At 62.0% G+C, this 16,528-nt stretch carries 21 protein-coding genes and 1 pseudogene; 14 read left to right on the top strand and 8 right to left on the bottom strand.

Features of this window, described 5'->3' with window-relative positions; translation table 11 throughout:
* Positions 1-121: 121 nt before the first annotated feature.
* On the bottom strand, positions 122-562 hold the full coding sequence (locus tag X726_RS166110; protein WP_023667513.1) for a VOC family protein: 441 nt from the start codon (positions 560-562) through the stop codon (positions 122-124).
* 357 nt (positions 563-919) lie between these two features.
* Here X726_RS166110 and X726_RS0134360 point away from each other — a divergent pair, with 357 nt between their 5' ends.
* The 6 genes from X726_RS0134360 (at position 920) to X726_RS166135 (ending at position 4,348) form a co-directional block, all read left to right on the top strand.
* Positions 920-1,516 (top strand): cold-shock protein, encoded by a 597-nt coding sequence (locus X726_RS0134360; protein WP_031201193.1) that lies wholly within the window; start codon positions 920-922, stop codon positions 1,514-1,516.
* A gap of 128 nt (positions 1,517-1,644) precedes the next feature.
* A complete protein-coding gene (locus X726_RS166115; protein WP_023667512.1) occupies positions 1,645-2,217 on the top strand; it encodes a DUF192 domain-containing protein in 573 nt (190 codons plus the stop codon).
* A 10-nt stretch (positions 2,218-2,227) separates the two neighbouring features.
* Positions 2,228-2,995 carry an alpha/beta hydrolase gene (locus X726_RS166120; RefSeq protein ID WP_023667511.1) on the top strand — a complete coding sequence of 256 codons (768 nt, stop codon included), beginning with the start codon at positions 2,228-2,230 and terminating at the stop codon, positions 2,993-2,995.
* 56 nt (positions 2,996-3,051) lie between these two features.
* Positions 3,052-3,423 carry a hypothetical protein gene (locus tag X726_RS166125; protein WP_023667510.1) on the top strand — a complete coding sequence of 124 codons (372 nt, stop codon included), beginning with the start codon at positions 3,052-3,054 and terminating at the stop codon, positions 3,421-3,423.
* 70 nt (positions 3,424-3,493) lie between these two features.
* Complete coding sequence (locus tag X726_RS166130; protein ID WP_023667509.1) at positions 3,494-3,808, top strand: hypothetical protein; 315 nt, start codon at positions 3,494-3,496, stop codon at positions 3,806-3,808.
* Positions 3,809-3,847: 39 nt separating this feature from the next.
* Positions 3,848-4,348 (top strand): GNAT family N-acetyltransferase, encoded by a 501-nt coding sequence (locus X726_RS166135; RefSeq protein WP_023667508.1) that lies wholly within the window; start codon positions 3,848-3,850, stop codon positions 4,346-4,348.
* Here X726_RS166135 and X726_RS166140 read toward each other — a convergent pair.
* Complete coding sequence (locus X726_RS166140) at positions 4,345-4,959, bottom strand: hypothetical protein (protein WP_023667507.1); 615 nt, start codon at positions 4,957-4,959, stop codon at positions 4,345-4,347. The two genes, X726_RS166135 and X726_RS166140, sit on opposite strands and share 4 nt — an antisense overlap.
* Before the next feature lie 132 nt (positions 4,960-5,091).
* Between X726_RS166140 and cysE the strand changes: the two genes are divergently transcribed.
* Complete coding sequence (gene cysE / locus X726_RS166145) at positions 5,092-5,940, top strand: serine O-acetyltransferase (RefSeq protein ID WP_023667506.1); 849 nt, start codon at positions 5,092-5,094, stop codon at positions 5,938-5,940.
* Between the two features lie 255 nt (positions 5,941-6,195).
* The gene (locus tag X726_RS166150; RefSeq protein ID WP_006200852.1) at positions 6,196-6,399 is read left to right on the top strand and encodes a DUF3126 family protein; all 204 of its coding nucleotides are present in this window, start codon (positions 6,196-6,198) and stop codon (positions 6,397-6,399) included.
* A gap of 255 nt (positions 6,400-6,654) precedes the next feature.
* Here X726_RS166150 and X726_RS166155 read toward each other — a convergent pair whose 3' ends face one another.
* The gene (locus X726_RS166155; RefSeq protein WP_023667505.1) at positions 6,655-7,380 is read right to left on the bottom strand and encodes a hypothetical protein; all 726 of its coding nucleotides are present in this window, start codon (positions 7,378-7,380) and stop codon (positions 6,655-6,657) included.
* A 110-nt stretch (positions 7,381-7,490) separates the two neighbouring features.
* On the opposite strand from X726_RS166155, the gene X726_RS166160 reads away from it, so the two are divergent.
* Positions 7,491-7,859: a hypothetical protein gene (locus X726_RS166160; RefSeq protein WP_023667504.1), complete on the top strand. Its 369-nt coding sequence runs from the start codon at positions 7,491-7,493 to the stop codon at positions 7,857-7,859.
* Positions 7,860-7,944: 85 nt separating this feature from the next.
* Positions 7,945-8,472 (top strand): gamma carbonic anhydrase family protein, encoded by a 528-nt coding sequence (locus tag X726_RS166165; RefSeq protein WP_023667503.1) that lies wholly within the window; start codon positions 7,945-7,947, stop codon positions 8,470-8,472.
* A 244-nt stretch (positions 8,473-8,716) separates the two neighbouring features.
* Here the strand turns inward: X726_RS166165 and X726_RS166170 are convergent, their stop codons facing one another.
* From X726_RS166170 to X726_RS166180, 3 genes are all read right to left on the bottom strand, one after another.
* Positions 8,717-9,325: a transglutaminase-like cysteine peptidase gene (locus X726_RS166170; protein WP_023667502.1), complete on the bottom strand. Its 609-nt coding sequence runs from the start codon at positions 9,323-9,325 to the stop codon at positions 8,717-8,719.
* Positions 9,326-9,614: 289 nt separating this feature from the next.
* A complete protein-coding gene (locus X726_RS166175; RefSeq protein ID WP_023667501.1) occupies positions 9,615-10,232 on the bottom strand; it encodes a PilZ domain-containing protein in 618 nt (205 codons plus the stop codon).
* A gap of 124 nt (positions 10,233-10,356) precedes the next feature.
* Positions 10,357-10,995 carry a PAS domain-containing protein gene (locus tag X726_RS166180; protein ID WP_023667500.1) on the bottom strand — a complete coding sequence of 213 codons (639 nt, stop codon included), beginning with the start codon at positions 10,993-10,995 and terminating at the stop codon, positions 10,357-10,359.
* 400 nt (positions 10,996-11,395) lie between these two features.
* Between X726_RS166180 and X726_RS166185 the strand changes: the two genes are divergently transcribed.
* From X726_RS166185 to X726_RS01000000166565, 4 genes and pseudogenes are all read left to right on the top strand, one after another.
* Positions 11,396-12,163: a rhomboid family intramembrane serine protease gene (locus X726_RS166185; protein WP_023667499.1), complete on the top strand. Its 768-nt coding sequence runs from the start codon at positions 11,396-11,398 to the stop codon at positions 12,161-12,163.
* Between the two features lie 138 nt (positions 12,164-12,301).
* A complete protein-coding gene (locus X726_RS166190; protein WP_023667498.1) occupies positions 12,302-12,733 on the top strand; it encodes a CBS domain-containing protein in 432 nt (143 codons plus the stop codon).
* 202 nt (positions 12,734-12,935) lie between these two features.
* On the top strand, positions 12,936-14,435 hold the full coding sequence (gene gatB / locus X726_RS166195) for an Asp-tRNA(Asn)/Glu-tRNA(Gln) amidotransferase subunit GatB (protein ID WP_023667497.1): 1,500 nt from the start codon (positions 12,936-12,938) through the stop codon (positions 14,433-14,435).
* Positions 14,436-14,439: 4 nt separating this feature from the next.
* Positions 14,440-14,938, top strand: a pseudogene (locus tag X726_RS01000000166565) (GNAT family N-acetyltransferase).
* Positions 14,939-14,954: 16 nt separating this feature from the next.
* Here the strand turns inward: X726_RS01000000166565 and X726_RS166200 are convergent.
* Together X726_RS166200 and X726_RS166205 are read right to left on the bottom strand one after the other, a co-directional pair.
* Positions 14,955-15,836, bottom strand: coding sequence for a hypothetical protein (locus X726_RS166200; protein WP_198037260.1), 882 nt, complete (start codon positions 15,834-15,836; stop codon positions 14,955-14,957).
* Positions 15,766-16,431 carry a glycosyltransferase family 39 protein gene (locus X726_RS166205; protein ID WP_023667495.1) on the bottom strand — a complete coding sequence of 222 codons (666 nt, stop codon included), beginning with the start codon at positions 16,429-16,431 and terminating at the stop codon, positions 15,766-15,768. Before X726_RS166205 ends, X726_RS166200 begins: the two co-directional genes overlap by 71 nt.
* Positions 16,432-16,528 lie beyond the last annotated feature (97 nt).

Genomic DNA, 16,528 nt, shown 5'->3' with positions numbered 1-16,528 from the left:
CTGGATGAGCCACTGGCTTTGCTTGGCTGGCGCGACAGGCAGGTAAATAGGTGCCGTTGGTCGAAATGGCAAAGGCGGCCGGCTTGTCGGCGCGGCCGCCTCGCTCAAGATGGCGTGATCGCTACCAGGTGCCGGTGTTCGGCATCGATGCCCACGGCTCGGCTTTGGGTTTGGCCGGGCCCTTCTGCAGCAGTTCGAAGGAGATGCCGTCCGGCGACTTGACGAAGGCCATGTTGCCGTCGCGCGGCGGCCGGTTGATGATGACGCCATTGTCCATCAGATGCTGGCAGGTGGCGTAGATGTCGTCGACCTCATAGGCGAGATGGCCGAAATTGCGGCCGCCCTTGTACTCCTCCGGATCCCAATTGTAGGTCAGTTCGATCAGCGGCGCCTTCTCAGTGATGCCGCTTTCTACATCCTCGGAGGCGGCGAGGAAGATCAGCGTGAAGCGGCCCTGCTCGTTTTCGTAGCGGCGCACTTCCTTAAGGCCGAGCTTGTTGCAGTAGAAATCAAGCGAGACGTCGACGTCGGCGACACGGACCATTGTGTGGAGGTAGCGCATGGGATTTCCTCGGGGATGTTTGGGTTGCGAGGCAACATAAGGTCCACCCCGCCGAAGGGCAACGAGCATCGGACTGGAAAAGTGGTCACCGGTTTTGGAAAAATCAGATTGCTCTGACAAAAGCGTCGAACACAAGTGGTTGCCGATTTCGGCAAAATCCCTTGCAAATTGCCGACCGGTTGACCGCCTTGATGGATCGTCATTGCTGCCGGCAGCGACGCCGGCAAACAACAAGTCAGCTATTCCTGTATTCAACCGTGAAAAAAGGCACGGCAGGTCTTGCACACCCCGGAAGCGGCGGTGTTAATCTAATGTCAAGAATCACTTGCGGTTTTCTTGAAAAAAGGGGGCGTTCTTATGGGGGATAAGGCCTCTTTCACGAGGCGGGATGAGAACCTTGACGGCGCCCTGAAGCGCGACAGTGGCGGCGATAGCGCCGACCTTGTCGAAATCGCCGGCGCCATCAAATGGTTCGACGTGGCCAAGGGCTACGGTTTCATACTTCCCGATGACGGTTCTTCGGGCGACATCCTCCTCCATGTCACCTGCCTTCGAAAGGACGGTTTTCAGACGGCATTGGAGGGCGCGCGTGTCGTGTGCCTTGTCAAGCATGGCGACCGTGGTTTGCAGGCGTTCCGGGTGCTGTCCATGGACACCACCACCGCGGTCCATCCGGCTGAGATGCAGGAACAGCGCACCCATGTGGCGGTGACGCCGGAAAGCGGGCTCGAGCGGGCGCTGGTCAAGTGGTTCAACCGCACCAAGGGTTTCGGCTTTCTGACGCGCGGCGAGGGCACCGAGGATATCTTCGTTCATATGGAGACGCTGCGCCGCTATGGCATCACCGAGCTCAGGCCCGGACAGGTCGTGCTGGTGCGTTTCGGACGCGGTGACAAGGGCCTCATGGCTGCCGAGATTCACCCCGATATGGGCACCTTGCCGGTCGCGCATTAGGACGCGAGCCCTTACGATGAACTCCAGCCGACCAATTCAGGACGGCTCTTTTTCTTGGTTTCACCACGATCTTATCCGAATACCTGAGACCACTTTTAGGGATCATGGTCTTTGGTCGAGGATTTCCAATGGCGTACAGGAACTGGCTGACAGCGGGCGCGCTCTGCGTCATCGTTGCGGTAGCCGCAGGCGCTTACTTCTATTCCGGGCAGCCGACCGCATCCCAGCAGACGATCGCCGGCGGTCAGGCGATGATCCTTCCCGTCGATCCGACACCCTTGGTCGTGGCGACGGAAGGCGGCGATAAATCCTTTTCGATCGAAGTCGCCGACACCGACTCGGAACGCGAGGCCGGCCTGATGTATCGCCAGGATATGGCCGACAATCATGGCATGCTGTTCGTCTTCGAGATGCAGAAGCAGGTCGGCTTCTGGATGCACAACACGCCGATGCCGCTCGACCTGATCTTTGTTGGACAGGACGGCAAGGTCCGGGCCGTCAAGCACGGCACTCCATTGTCCGATGCAGTTATCTCGCCGGGTGTGCCAGTGCGCTTCGTGCTGGAGCTCAAGGCCGGCACTGCCGCCAAAAACGGCATCGACCATGGCGATCTGCTGCGCCATCCGGCCGTCGGCACGGTGTCCGGCCCCGGCATGCCGCCATCGGACAAGGGCAACGCGCCCACGCCCGGCGCCGGCTGAGCCGCTCCCGATGCAATTCTTCTCCCATGACGGGTTCGACTTCGCCTTCCTCGACCGCCAGCCGGCGTCGGGGCCGGGCGATCCGGTGCTGATGATCCACGGCTTTGCCTCCAGCCACTATGTCAACTGGGTATCGCCCGGCTGGTTCAAGACGCTGAACGATGCCGGCTATCGCGCCATCGCCTTCGACAATCGCGGCCACGGCTCGTCGTCGAAAAGCTATGACGAGGCCGACTACACCCCGGCCAAGATGGGCTCGGACGCGGCGGCCCTGCTCGACCATCTTGGCATCGGCCGCGCGCATGTCATGGGCTATTCGATGGGCGCGCGCATCGCGGCGTTCCTGGCACTGTCGGATCCCGACAAGGTGGCGACGCTTGTCTTCGGCGGGCTCGGGATCGGCATGGTCGACGGCGTCGGCGACTGGGATCCGATCGCCGAGGCGCTGCTGGCCAACGATCCGGCCGCCACCAGCCATCCGCGCGGTCGCTCGTTTCGCGCCTTTGCCGATCAGACGCGCAGCGACCGCCGCGCGCTGGCCGCCTGCATCGCCACGTCGCGCGAACTGCTCAGCGAAGACGACATGACGCGCATCGCCCAACCAACGCTGATTGCGGTCGGGACGACAGACGATATCGGCGGCTCGCCCGACGAGCTCGCCGCGCTGATGCCGAACGCCAAGGTGTTTCACATAGACGGCCGCGACCATATGCTGGCTGTGGGCGACAAGACCTTCAAGCAGCGGGTTTTGGAGTTTTATGCCGAAAATCCGCTTTAACCGGTAAGCGATTTTCGGGCGATATGGATTGGGCGGCCGGCGAGGGGTGGCAAACAATGGCACAATGGGGAAGAAGCGCCGACGCTCTGCCGGGCGCCGTCGTGACAAGCATGTTCGGCAAGCGTTCCGTCATCCTGGCGCTGCTCGCCTTCGGTGCCGGTGTGATGGCGCTGACCACAATGGTGGCGCTTCCGACCCACGCATCCGAGCGTGCCCAGAACATCGCCACGGGTTTCTTCATGGCGGTTTTCCTGCTGGCAGGGCCGTTGGCGCATATTGCCGGATTGATTTTCGGGCTGATGGCGCTGGTGCGTTCGAACGATAGCCGCGTGCTTGGGGTCGTCGGCATCCTGCTCAACGGCGGCTCCCTGGCGGTTGGCTTCCTGCTGCTTGTGGCAATGGCATCGACGATCGGCGCTTTCACCTGATCGGGGACGAGTAATGGCCGGATGGGGAAGAAGCACGATAGCAATGCCCGGCGTGGCGGGGCGGAGCAGCTTGGGCAAACGCTCGGTGATCCTGGCCCTGCTGGCGTTCGCAATGGATTTTGCGGCGGTGGTCACGCTGGCGTTGATGCCAGGCGAGGCGTCGCTGGCCGCTCAAAACGTCCTCGGCGGGGTTTTTCTGCTGGTGTTTCTCGTTGCGGCGCCGCTGGCGCACATCACCGGCGTGGTTTTTGGCTTGATGGCACTGGGACGTTCAAACGACAATCGTGTCCTCGGCATCGTCGGTATCATCCTCAACGGGCTGTCGTTGGTGATCGGCCTGTTCTTTGTTTGGGCGGCCACCAAGTCCGTTGGCGCCTTCAGGTGATCGATCTTCGTCTGGCTTGCAGCCGGAGGCGGTGCCGCTTTGGTTGACCTTCTCGTCACCTATATGGACATGCGCGAACCGAATTCGGCGCCGGCTTTCGACTGCCCGCTATCGGGCGCCACGGTGGCGCGTGAAACACTTGATGTGGCCGACTATATCAGCCTCTACCACGCGGTCGGCGAGCCCGTGCAATGGGACCAGCGGCTGCGCATGCCGGCGGAAGACCTCGAGCGCCTGCTGGCGCTGCCCTCGACACATATCCACGTGCTGCGCGTCGAGGGCGTGGCCGCTGGCCTGTGCGAATTCAACGGCGTCGGCCAGCCTGAGGTCGAACTGGTTCATTTCGGGCTGATCCCCGTCTTCCACCGCCGCAGGCTTGGGCCATTCCTGCTCGACCAGGCGCTTCGCGCCGTCTGGTTGCATGCGCCGCAAAGGGTCTGGCTTCACACCGACACCTTCGATCACCCTGGCGCGCAAGCGGTTTACCGGCGCGCCGGTTTCAAAGCCTATGCGCAGCGCATTGAGACCTTTCCGGATTAGGGTTTGAGCGTTTCGAGCGACCGCGCCATGTTTTGCCTGGCCTGGGGCTCGAACCTCTGGCGGAATTCCTGCGAGTGAAAAATATGCTGGCGCGCGAGGAAAGTCTTGAGAATCACGCCGCGGCCGGCGCGCCACATCGGCTCCTCGACCCAGCCATATTCGCGTCGGACCGCTTGTTCATAGGCGTCGAAAGCGCCGGGTGACGCACCCAGGATCGCCAGGTCCATGTCGAGGAAAAGCGCTGCGTCGCGGAGGGCGTTCTCATCGGCGAGGCCCCGTGGTTGAAGGCTGGGCAGTTCATGCGTGGCGGTGGCGACGATCATCGCCGCGATGCGGCCGAGGCGCTCCGGATCGGTGCGGGCGCCAAGTTTGTCCTGCGCAAGTGCCGCACTCCTGGCCTCGTTGTCCTTGGCGCGGCTGTCATAGATGGCGTCATGGAACCAGATTGCGGCTTCGACGGCGCCGGAATCATGCAGCGATGCTCGATATTCGTCCGCCAGCGCCAGCAACGCCTCGATATGGGCGAGGTTGTGATAGTGGCGATCCGGAGCTTGATAGAGCGCGGAGAGCGCGCGTTTCAGCGGAGCGTCGATCAAGGGTTCGTTTTCCATGGCGGCTTGAATTTCCGTGAACCAAATCCATTTCACCGAGCACTAAGGAAAATTGAGTTCAATCGTGCTATGATCTGGCTTATATGTGCCGCCGGAGAATAGGCAGCGGCCAGGACGCAGGACAAGACGTCGATGAACAGCATCAGCATTTCCCGCCCCACAATGGTCCAGCCGGTCGATCCGATCTGGCGTTCGGTCCGCGACGAGGCGATGGAAGCGGTCAATCGCGACCCGCTTCTGGCGGCGTTCCTCTATTCGACAATCCTCAACCAGGAGAGCCTGGAGGAAGCTGTCATCCATCGGCTCGCCGAGCGGCTCGCGCATCAGGACATCGGCTCCGACCTCATCCGCCAGACGTTCAAGTCGATGCTGGCCGACGACAAGGAATGGTCGTCGATCGTGCGTGTCGACATCCAGGCCTATTACGACCGCGATCCGGCCTGCGACCGCTTCATCATGCCGGTGCTCTATTTCAAGGGTTTCCATGCCATCCAGACGCACAGGCTGGCACATTGGCTGTGGAATCAGGGCCGCAAGGATTTCGCGCTCTATCTGCAGAGCCGCTCGTCCTCGGTGTTCCAGACCGACATCAACCCGGCCGCCCGCATCGGCAAGGGCATCTTCATCGACCACGCCACCGGCCTCGTCGTGGGCGAGACGGCGGTGATCGAGGACGATGTGTCGATCCTGCATGGCGTGACGCTGGGCGGCACCGGCAAAGCCGGCGGCGACCGTCACCCCAAGATCCGTTACGGCGTGCTGATCGGCGCCGGCGCCAAGATTCTCGGCAATATCGAGATCGGCCATTGCTCGAAGATCGCGGCAGGCTCGGTCGTGCTGTCGCCGGTGCCGCACAACAAGACGGTTGCCGGCGTACCGGCCCGCGTCGTCGGCGAGACCGGTTGCGACCAGCCTTCGCGGCAGATGGACCAGCTTTTGCCGTCGCAGTCGATGGATCAGGTCGTCAGCTTCGACATCTGATTTGCAACACCCGGCGTGCCGGACTGAGTCCGGTTGCCGGCGCCGTTGCCCCTGGAGCATGATGCCGAAACGTGTGAGGCGGTTTTCGGACGACATCATGCTCTACCTCCTTGATTTAGAGGCGGATTTGGATTCGACCTGAAATCATCCGGCCCCAGGGTTCGCGTTCTATCCAGCCGGCTTGCCTTTACATCGCCATTGTCGACGTGCCAGAAGCGCGTTCCAACGAGCAAGCCCGACGATCGGAGAAGACTTTTGAAGCCGGACGAAATCAGAAAGCTGGACGCCTATTTCAAGCGCGTCTTCCAGAATCCCAAACTCGAGGTGAAGGCGCGGCCGCGCAAGGAAGATTCGGCCGAGGTCTATGTCGGCGACGAGTTCCTCGGCATCGTCTTCAAGGACGAGGACGACGGCGACTATAATTTCTCGATGGCGATCCTCGACATCGATCTGGCCTGAGCCCAGACGGCTACGGACTTCGGCGATTGGCGGCAGCCAGCTGCGCCATCGTCATCCCGGGGAGAAGCAGCCGCACAGCGGCGTCGCTGAGACCCTGGGATATATTCCAGGCCTCGGCTCAGGAATGTGGCGGTCCAGAACTTCCTCTGCTGTTTCCCAACAGTAATTCTGCACCGCTTCGCTGCCTTAAGCGCATGGAACGGATCCTCGGGTCCGCGCGGCTTCGCGCCCATGTATGACAAAAGCAGAGGGCCGCTACCGTGCGGTCTTTAAGACGCGCGTGGCCTCGGCGACGATAGCGGCGTCAAGCGCCGGCCAGTTGCCCAGCAACTCCCGGGGAAAGCGGTAGGTCAGGCTGAGGCTGTCGCCGACCTGGATGTCCCGCTCGCAGGGCGCCAGCGATTCCTCGGCGCTCGGTCCGCTCAGGCAGCGGGCGACGAACGGGTCCTTGCCGGCCCGGCCGGCGACCGCGAGCACCTCGTTGAGATAGCCTGATTTTTCCGTAAAACCGTAAATCGTCGTGCCGCCGGGGCCGGGCGCGCCGGGCTGGCTGATGAGCGCGCTATAGATCGGCGCGAAACGGCCGCTCATGTCGCGCGACATCATCTGCGGTTCAAACGACAGGAAGATGATGTTTTTGGCGGCCCCCGTGTGGTTGAAATCGTCGCGGGCGGCTTCGCTGTAGCCGTCCATCTGGGGATAGCGCAGATAGAGGTCGAGGCGCGAAGCGATGCCGTCGCGCCGCGCCTGCAGGAAGCGGATGGCGTTGGCCGGCACGGCAATGACATTGTTGCCGATCACTACCCTGTGGACCGTGGTGTCGTCGGTGTAGCCGGCCATGGCGATCGAGCGGCCGAACCACTTTCCGCCAAGGCTGATCGCCAGCGACAGCAGCGCCAATGCGGCAAAAGCATAGAACACCCGCTTCATCAGCACGGAATCGACGACGTTGAACTCTTCTGCGGTCGCTGCCTGCTTCATCGCAATCCCCATAGTCGCCGCCCTCTGTCCCTGGGCGGCACACATGCCGCGGCATGGCTCTTGCTGCGCTGGACGCGACTGTGCGATTTCATGGTAAACGGAAGGTAAAGATGAGCCTGCTACTGCCCGTTCTCTTCGCTTTCGCCGTCGGCCTCACCGCCTGCGGGCTTACCGGGTCCGTGATGGAACTGGCGGCGGGCCGCCGGCTTGCCTTTGCCGAGCCTTATGTGTCGCCAGCGTACATCCTGCGCTCGCTGGCCGCGACCGCTTGCGCCGGGCCGTTCATGCTCGCCAACGATGCGCTCGATGCGCGGCGCGAGGGCCGCATTTCGACGCTGATGCTGATGTCCTGCGGCTGCACGGTGATCGCCTGGGCGCTGACGCTGGGCATCGTGCTGATCGCCATTGCCTCCTGGGGCATCGGCTCTCCTGGTGCGCTTCAGCTTTTGGTGGAATCGCTGGCGCGGTATTTGCCTTGAGGCAATTGCGGGAGAAAACCGGCACGCGGTTTTCCTCGGATTGTTCTAGGGTTTGTCCCGGCCTGCGACGAATCGGAGACTGCAAATGCCGACCTACGCAATCGACGGAAAAGCGCCCCGTTTCGAGGATGCCGACAGCAACTGGATCGCGCCGGACGCTACGTTGATCGGCGACATCAGCGTCGGCCGCAATGCCGGCTTCTGGTTTGGCGTGGTCATCCGCGGCGACAACGAGGCGATCGTCATCGGCGCCGACAGCAATGTCCAGGAACACACGGTGATGCACACCGATCCCGGTTTTTCCCTGACGATCGGGCAGGGCTGCACGATCGGCCACCGCGCCTTGCTGCATGGCTGCACGATCGGCGACAACAGCCTGATCGGCATGGGCGTCATAGTCCTCAACGGCGCCAGGATCGGCAAGAATTGCCTGGTCGGCGCCGGCGCGCTGGTCACCGAAGGCAAGGAGTTCCCCGACAATTGCCTGATCGTCGGCTCGCCCGCGCGGGTGATCAGGACGCTGGACGACGCCGCGGTCGCCAGGCTGCGCGCCTCGGCCGCGCACTATGTCGCAAACGGCAAGCGCTTCAAGGCGGGGCTGAAGAAGGCCTGAACTCTATTCCTGTTTGACGATGATCTTTTCCGAACGGCAGGTCAGCGCAGCAAAAACCGGTTCTCACTTTTCGCTGCCGCGGTCCTTCGGCTCGGGATCATGGTCTGAAATGGTGGAGCCGGCCCGGGGACGGGGCCGGCTCCTTAAAACCCGGTCGTTGGGGACGGGGAGGGTGGGGACTCGACCGGGCTTTCTCGTTAGGCACGTCGCATTATTCGATGTGCTTGACCTCTGTGATGGCGTCCTAGCGGACGCTGGCAACCGCGTCGGCGCGACCGTCATTGATCGTCACCCACACGCCGGAATTCTGGTCGGACTGGCGCTTCAGGTATGTATAGTCGGTGTCGGTCCAGGACAGCACCTTGGACTCCAGATTGTCGAGGATGAACTCGCCGAGGCTGGTGCGCACGGTCAGCACCGCGTGGCCGTCGCCATTTTGTTGGCGCGCCACGGTCATCAAGAGATTGCCGGCGGGAACGCCGATCGCCATCAATTCGCGGCGCTTCTCCAGCGCATAGTCCTCGCAGTCGCCGAAGCCGCTGTCGGGATAGGACCAGACCTCTTCCTTACCCCACATTTCCATGTCGGTGCGCGGCACGATCCGGGTGTTGACCGAATTGTTGACGTCGACGATCGCCGCCCACAGCTTGCGGGTCAGTTCGACCGGTGCCTGCTTCGGCGTGCGCTGAGCGCACTCCTGCGGCAGCTTCTGGCAGAATTCGTAGTGACCGACCGGCTGTGTCGTGCGGCCGCCAGTGTGCATGTAGGCCGGTCCTGCTGCTTGCGCCGTTCCCCAAGCGGAAAGCTGCATCGCCATTGCCAAGAGCAACAGCTTGCCCCAAATCTTTGCCATTCGTCAGTCTCCCCGTTTGAGGAGACAATGACAGCGTTGGATTTATTTGACGCAAAAACCCGAAGTAGACATTGAGTAAAACCTCAATAGAATACGCGTAAAATTTGATCTATTTGAGTATAAAATCGTTCAGGGTCTCGGCGTAAAACCGCGGTGTCGGGGCGCGGATTTCCGGGTGGAGCCGTGGATTTGCTGCGTGCCGCTACAAGCTGCAGAGGCAGGCGGAACGCCGGCAACAAAAAACCGGCCGCGCAGGGCCGGTTCGTTTTTGCTGCCTGTTGCCGATCGTTCAGGCGCGCGGGGCGTTGAACTCGGAATCGAGCGTTTCCGGGCGCTGGATGACGGCGAATTCGATGGCGACGCCATCCTCGAAATGACGCACCACCTGGCCACGCATGGTGCCTAGCATCACCTGGATGCCGAGCGCCGGCTTGACGTCGATCTCGACCGCCGCGCCCGATAGCGACAGGTCGATGATGCGGCACTGATACTGGCGCCCATCGGTGAGCTGCAGGACGCTTGTCGGGTTGCGCGGCGCCACGCGTTCGTGGCGGCGGTCTTCCGGCAGGTCGAGTTCATGCTTGTTGGCGAGCCAGGTCAACTGCGCGGCCAGCTTGTCCTTCTTGCGATCCGAGGCAATGACGGTCATGGCAAAGCCGTCCTGCGAAGTGCGCGTCACCACGCCCTCGATGCGGCCGATATGATCGATATAGGCAATGATTTTTTCGCCCGGCATGCCGACGCGCTCGGTGCGCAACGCGACATTGCCCGGTGACATATCGACGACCTGGCAAGGGTGTTCGGTGCGGTCCTCCAGCATGAAGCGCCCGTAGATCTTGACCCGGACGCGCTGAAAGTTACGCCTTTCGGCGCGGGACGGTGCGTATTCGACCGCCGCTGACCTCATGACTGCCTACACCCCGTTGGCATTCCCGCGTCGTGCGTGGAATCTCGGCCAAAACTACAGCCAAGCAGGTTAACAAAGGAGAAAAGTGGGTCGCCGATAGTTAAGATTAGCGCCGGCTTGGAGACTATTGCTCGCGCCCGCCGTCGAACACGACGAGGTGGCGGATACGGCGCGACCGACCGAGCGCCGAGATGGTCTCCGCCGCTTCGAGTTCGGTGGGAGCCAACGACGGAACGGATATTTCCGGCCGGTTTTTCAGGAACATCGGGTCCTTGTCGGGATCGATGACGCGGATGGCATCGATCAGCGCATCGGTGATCGGGTCGGCGCCCAGCCAGAACGGCTTTTCCACGGCGCTGATGACGCCGAGGCAGCGCGGGTTCTCGACGCCGCCGTCGAGCGGCAGCGCAAGCAACTCGAAGTGGTTGGACCGGCCGCTGCGGCTGAACCCCTCATAAGTGATCAGCACCACGGATTTCTGCTCGAAAACGCCGTGAATGAGGCGCGACACCAGCCGCTGGTCCTTCTCGCGCCATAGCGAGGGGAACGAAAAACCCTTGAGCTCGCGGCCGTAGCCGGCGCAAAGCCTGGTGCCGGCAAGCCGGAACACCGCTTCGCCGCGCGTATCCCTTTCCAGGATGAAGGTGTCGGCCAAAAGCGCCTTGATATCGGCCGGTTCGACTTCCGAACGCTTTGGGGCAGGACGTCCATGACGCAGGCGATTCCAATAATGGAACAGCGCGATTGATCCGTTCTGGTTCATGCTATGAAACTCCGCGCATTCTGCCGTCTGATGGTCCCATCGGTGAACAGAAAGGGCGCCCTCCGATGACCTACATGCGTTCCGGAGCAGGATGCGTGCCAGCGTCGTTAAGACTTGTTCACGGGTCGGGGACGTTAAGGTTAACAAACGGTTTACGTTGCGCGCACAGGCTCGCCATGGCACACCAAAACCACTCCAGAAGCGGTCGTTTCGCGACGACCAACAGCACTTCGGTCAATAGTTTTAGGGGAGCAGGGGGCTCGACCAGCCGTTCAAGGGAAACCTTGGACGGCTTCTTTTTGATTCGCGGTTTGTGATTCGCGCTTTGTGATTCGTAGTTTGTGATTTGTCCGGGCATGGCCTAGATGCTCGCGACACGCAAATCCCTGGATCAGAGCATATGAGCGAACCGGCCGGCCCCCTGGAGACCGAACAGACCGCGGAGGCGCCGCCGCCGCGCCGCGAGCCGGTGTTCAACCTGCCACCGGTGGTGCTGGCGGTGATCGGCATCTGCGTCGCCGTCTTCCTGCTGCAGCAATATGTGCTGACCGAAGAGCAGCAGATAACATTGCTCACCGATGGCGCCTTCATTCCGGTCCTCTACACCGGCCAATACGGTTTCGACTGGTTCCTCTTCACCCGTCCTTTCACCTATGCCTTCATGCATGGCGGCGTTGCTCACATTGCCATCAACATGGTTGCGCTGGCCGCCTTCGGGTCGCCGCTGGCCAACCGTCTCGGCTGGTTCTGGTTCGCCTTGTTTTTCGCCGCCACCGGGCTGGCCGCGGTGGTGCTGTTCTGGGCGGTCCATCCATATGGCGAAGCACCGCTGGTCGGCGCTTCCGGGGCGATATCGGGCATGATGGGTGCGGCGGCTCGCTTCGGGTTCCGTACCGACCGCTCCTCCGGCAGGGCGGCCTTTGCCGGTCCCGTGCTGCCGATCGCAATGGTTTTGCGCATGCGCGGCGTCGTCAATTTTCTCGGCGCCTGGATGGTCATCAACCTCGCCACCGGCCTTTACGGTCTCGGGCTCGGAGAACCCGGCCAGATCGCCTGGGAAGCGCATATTGGCGGCCTCGTCGCAGGCTTCTTCGGGTTGCGCTGGTTCGACCGGCGCTGGCGGGCGCCTGAATGGGAGATCCCCGACGACCAGCGCACCCCCGACTAGCGCACTCTATTGGCGCAGCCCACTGGCACACCCCACTGGCACACTTGAAAAGCAACCGATCACGGCGCACGATGTTCACTCTTATGTGAAGCCGGTCAGGGCGGGAGCTGGCTAGCCAAGCAGGAGGAGGAGGACGCCATGACGGTTAAGGCAATTCTCGAGAGAAAAGGCCATGACGTGTTCACGCTCGGGCCGAATGTAAAGCTCAGCGAAGCCATTCGAATCCTGGCCGACCACAAGATCGGTGCACTGGTCATCACCAATGGCGATCGCAAGATCGTCGGCATCCTTTCCGAGCGTGACATCGTGCGGGTCGTTGCCAGGGAAGGCGCTGCCGCACTTGATATAACGGTACGCTCGGCGATGACGCCGAAAGTGAAGATCTGCAACGAGAACCACACGGTCAACGAGGTGATGGAGATCATGACCAAAGGCCGTTTCCGCCATCTGCCGGTGGAAAAGGATGGGCTGCTCGACGGCATCGTGTCGATCGGCGACGTGGTCAAGCGCCGCATCGAGGATGTCGAGCGCGAGGCCGACGAAATCAGGGCCTATATCGCAACGGCCTGACCTGACGAAGAAACCGCCGACCGAATACCGGCCGGCGGCGTTCATTCTATCGGTTGCCGAGCGGCCGAAAGGGGCTGAAAAGGCCAGCCCGCTGGTCTGCGCTGCTTTGGGCGCTTGTCTCGCGAAGCGGTTTGCACTAGCGAAGACCGATTACCCAAATCACGAAAATCGCAGTTTTCGCGAGCCAAAAGCGCAGGCCACCATGACCCTTATCGATACCCGCACGCCCGATGCCAAACGTTTTATTGCCGGCGCTACCGGCGATTGGGAGATCATCATCGGCCTCGAGGTCCATGCGCAGGTGACCTCGGAAGCAAAGCTGTTTTCCGGGGCGTCGACGACTTTCGGCGCGGCGCCCAACGCCAATGTCAGCCTCGTCGACGCGGCCATGCCCGGCATGCTGCCGGTCATCAATGAGGAATGCGTCAAGCAGGCGATCCGCACCGGCCTCGGATTGAAGGCGCAGATCAACCACAAGTCGGTGTTCGACCGGAAAAACTATTTCTATCCCGACCTGCCGCAGGGTTACCAGATATCGCAGTTCAAGCAGCCGATCGTCGGCGAAGGCACGATCGTCATTTCGGTCGGTCCCGACCGGCAGGGCGAGTTCGAGGACATCGAGATCGGCATCGAGCGCCTGCACCTGGAGCAGGACGCCGGCAAGTCGATGCACGATCAGCATCCCACCATGTCCTATGTCGATCTCAACCGCTCCGGCGTGGCGCTGATGGAGATTGTCTCCAAGCCCGACATGCGCTCCGCCGACGAGGCCAAGGCGTATGTCACCAAGCTGCGCACCATCGTGCGCTATCTCGGCACTTGCGACGGCAACATGGACGAAGGTTCGATGCGCGCCGACGTCAACGTCTCCGTTCGCAGGCCCGGCGGCGAATTCGGTACGCGCTGTGAGATCAAGAACGTCAACTCGATCCGCTTCATCGGCCAGGCCATCGAGTTCGAGGCGCGCCGCCAGATCGCCATCCTCGAGGATGGCGGCAAGATCGATCAGGAAACCAGGCTGTTCGACGCCGTCAAAGGCGAGACGCGCTCGATGCGCAGCAAGGAAGAGGCGCATGACTACCGCTACTTCCCCGATCCCGACCTTTTGCCGCTGGAATTCGATCAGGCCTATGTCGACGCGCTGGCCAAGGAGTTGCCGGAACTGCCCGACGACAAGAAGGCGCGCCTGATCTCTTCACTTGGCCTGTCGACATACGACGCCTCGATCCTGGTGTCGGAAAAGCCGATCGCCGACTATTTCGAGCAGGTGGCCTCGGGCCGCGACGGCAAGCTTGCCGCCAACTGGGTCATCAATGACCTGCTCGGCCAGCTTAACAAGGCCGGCAAGGACCTTGAAAATGCTCCTGTAACACCGGAGCAGCTCGGTGCCGTGATCGACCTGATCAAGGAAGGCACCATCTCCGGCAAGATCGCCAAGGATCTGTTCGAGATCGTCTGGAACGAGGGCGGCGATCCGCGCCAGCTGGTCGAAAGCCGCGGCATGAAGCAGGTCACCGACACCGGCGCCATCGAGAAGGCGGTCGACGAAGTCATCGCCGCCAACCCCGACAAGGTCGAGCAGGCTCGCGCCAAGCCGACCATGGCCGGCTGGTTCGTCGGCCAGGTGATGAAGGCCACCGGCGGCAAGGCCAACCCGCAAGCGGTTAACGATCTGGTCAAGGCCAAGCTCGGTATCGAATAGAACAATGTTCGTCCGCACCGCCAGCGAACGTGACCTTGCTGCCGTCCGCGCGCTGCTGGTCGAAACCTGGCACGCAACGTACGACACGATCTATGGCGCCGAGCGGGTGACCGAAATTACCGACGACTGGCATTCGATCGCCTCGCTCAAGGCGCGGCTGACAAGGCCGAACTCGGAATTCCTGGTCGCCGATGACGGCAAGCGTATCGGCGGCATGGCTTTTGCCGCCGCAACGACGGATACGAAGATCGTGCTGCTGAANGCTGCTGAACCAGCTCTATGTACTGCCGGCCTGCCAGCGGCAAGGCATCGGCCAGGCCTTGCTGGACGAGGTCGAAGCCAGCTTTCCCGAGGCGAACAGGTTGCGCGTCGAGGTGGAAGAGGCCAACGTGCCGGCCATCGCCTTCTACCGTTCGAAGGGATTTTTGCCGGTCGGCAGCACCGCCGATTGCGGCGGCGGTTCGGGGTTGCCGGCGCTGATCTTCGAGAAGCCGCTGGGATAGGCGTCCGACGAAACGTTCAGTGCTGTCCCTTCAGGACGACCAGATAGCCGCGTTCCACCGGCTGCCGGAAGGCGATCTGTTCGGATGTGCCCGGATCTTTCGATTGCTTTTCGATGACGTAGCCGCCGGGATGAGACTTGAGCCATTCCTCAGGCTTGTCGGCGTTCTCGAATGGCTTCTCTATTCGCCCAAGGAAACCGACCTCGCCCTGATAGTCGTAAGCGACGGCCCAGTCCGCGTCCTTTCGTTCGTCGATGAAGCTCGCCAGCGGCGTGAGATCGTAGCGTTTGAACACGGTTGCCGAGGCGGCGGCGTGGCCGATGGCGAAAAGGGCAAGCATGACAAAGGCCGTAGCCCTCAGCCTGGCGACTGAAATCTCGGCCATGAAGTAGCCCAGCAGAATGGTCGCGAATGGTAGTGCCGGCACGACATAGTGCGGCTGCTTGCCGGATATGGCGCTGAAGACCAGCAGCACCGCAATGAACGAGAACGACAGCAGGCGCAGGGCACGCAGATCCGGGGATTTCGTGCCGATCAGGCTGCGTATCCGGGCAGCCGGCTTCAGCCGCCACACCGGGGGGATAAAGGCCCAGGGCACGAACATGAGCGGCAACAGCATCAGGTAAAAGTAAAACGGCCGGCCATGCGAATTGTGCAGGCTTCCGGTAACCCGACCTGCCGACTGGTTCCACACGAGATCGTAGACGAAACTGCCCTTGGTCAGGATGGTCGCGGGCGCCAGCCATATGGCGACCGGGACAAGGGCGGCGAGAATTGCCAGGCCGGCTCCGGCAAAGAACTGCAAAGGGGCAAGGCCGGCTCGCCGGTCACGCCAGAGAGGATAGAGCAGGACGGGCGCGCCGATGTGAATGAGCACGACCGGGCCTTTGGCCAGCACGCCGAGCCCGATGAACAGACCCGCCAGNGACGGGCGCGCCGATGTGAATGAGCACGACCGGGCCTTTGGCCAGCACGCCGAGCCCGATGAACAGACCCGCCAGCACCGCCTGCCACCGGTTGCCGGTCCTGGCGAAGGCCAGCAACGACAGCAGTGCGGCGACCACACAAGCCGTCAAAAGCATGTCGAACAGGATCAGGGTCGAATAGATGACAAAGACGGTGCTGCCGGCCACCAGCCAGGGGATGCGACTGGCGATGTCCGGGCGCTCGGGAAACAGGGTTTTGGCCAGAAGTGTCGTCAGCCAGATGACCAGCGACGAGGCGGCGAAGATGACGAGCATCGCCGCCGCGCGGCTCACACCGAAGATGTTCCAGACGAGATCGATGAGCCAGAACAACAGCGGCGGCTTCTGCAGATAGGGCGCAAAGTTCATCGTCGGTACGAAGACATGTCCACCGAGATACATCTCCCAGGCGACGCTGAGATAACGCGTCTCATCGACCGGCAATAGCGGACGAAAAGCGAGCGCGATGCAAAGCAGGGCCAGCAGGAAGAGGTAAGGCAGCAGCCGTTCAATTCGTGTCGGTATCAAGTTCGGGGACCGCCCAGGAAATGGTTTCCACGTCCGGTCGTGCACGATGCACCGTCTCCGGACCGGAGCAGAACCGCACCATGATTTTGGCCGAATT

Source organism: Mesorhizobium sp. LSJC285A00, assembly GCF_000503155.1.
Classification (GTDB): Bacteria; Pseudomonadota; Alphaproteobacteria; order Rhizobiales; family Rhizobiaceae; genus Mesorhizobium.
Note: the sequence above shows the minus strand (reverse complement) of the source record. Positions and strands in the feature narration are given on the sequence as shown.

Coding starts and splice junctions, on each gene's coding strand:
- X726_RS166110 (WP_023667513.1), bottom strand. CDS start 562: ATGCGCTACCTCCACACAATGGTCCGTGTCGCCGACGTCGACGTCTCG.
- X726_RS0134360 (WP_031201193.1), top strand. CDS start 920: ATGGGGGATAAGGCCTCTTTCACGAGGCGGGATGAGAACCTTGACGGC.
- X726_RS166115 (WP_023667512.1), top strand. CDS start 1,645: ATGGCGTACAGGAACTGGCTGACAGCGGGCGCGCTCTGCGTCATCGTT.
- X726_RS166120 (WP_023667511.1), top strand. CDS start 2,228: ATGCAATTCTTCTCCCATGACGGGTTCGACTTCGCCTTCCTCGACCGC.
- X726_RS166125 (WP_023667510.1), top strand. CDS start 3,052: ATGGCACAATGGGGAAGAAGCGCCGACGCTCTGCCGGGCGCCGTCGTG.
- X726_RS166140 (WP_023667507.1), bottom strand. CDS start 4,959: ATGGAAAACGAACCCTTGATCGACGCTCCGCTGAAACGCGCGCTCTCC.
- cysE (WP_023667506.1), top strand. CDS start 5,092: ATGAACAGCATCAGCATTTCCCGCCCCACAATGGTCCAGCCGGTCGAT.
- X726_RS166155 (WP_023667505.1), bottom strand. CDS start 7,380: ATGAAGCAGGCAGCGACCGCAGAAGAGTTCAACGTCGTCGATTCCGTG.
- X726_RS166160 (WP_023667504.1), top strand. CDS start 7,491: ATGAGCCTGCTACTGCCCGTTCTCTTCGCTTTCGCCGTCGGCCTCACC.
- X726_RS166165 (WP_023667503.1), top strand. CDS start 7,945: ATGCCGACCTACGCAATCGACGGAAAAGCGCCCCGTTTCGAGGATGCC.
- X726_RS166170 (WP_023667502.1), bottom strand. CDS start 9,325: ATGGCAAAGATTTGGGGCAAGCTGTTGCTCTTGGCAATGGCGATGCAG.
- X726_RS166175 (WP_023667501.1), bottom strand. CDS start 10,232: ATGAGGTCAGCGGCGGTCGAATACGCACCGTCCCGCGCCGAAAGGCGT.
- X726_RS166180 (WP_023667500.1), bottom strand. CDS start 10,995: ATGAACCAGAACGGATCAATCGCGCTGTTCCATTATTGGAATCGCCTG.
- X726_RS166185 (WP_023667499.1), top strand. CDS start 11,396: ATGAGCGAACCGGCCGGCCCCCTGGAGACCGAACAGACCGCGGAGGCG.
- X726_RS166190 (WP_023667498.1), top strand. CDS start 12,302: ATGACGGTTAAGGCAATTCTCGAGAGAAAAGGCCATGACGTGTTCACG.
- gatB (WP_023667497.1), top strand. CDS start 12,936: ATGACCCTTATCGATACCCGCACGCCCGATGCCAAACGTTTTATTGCC.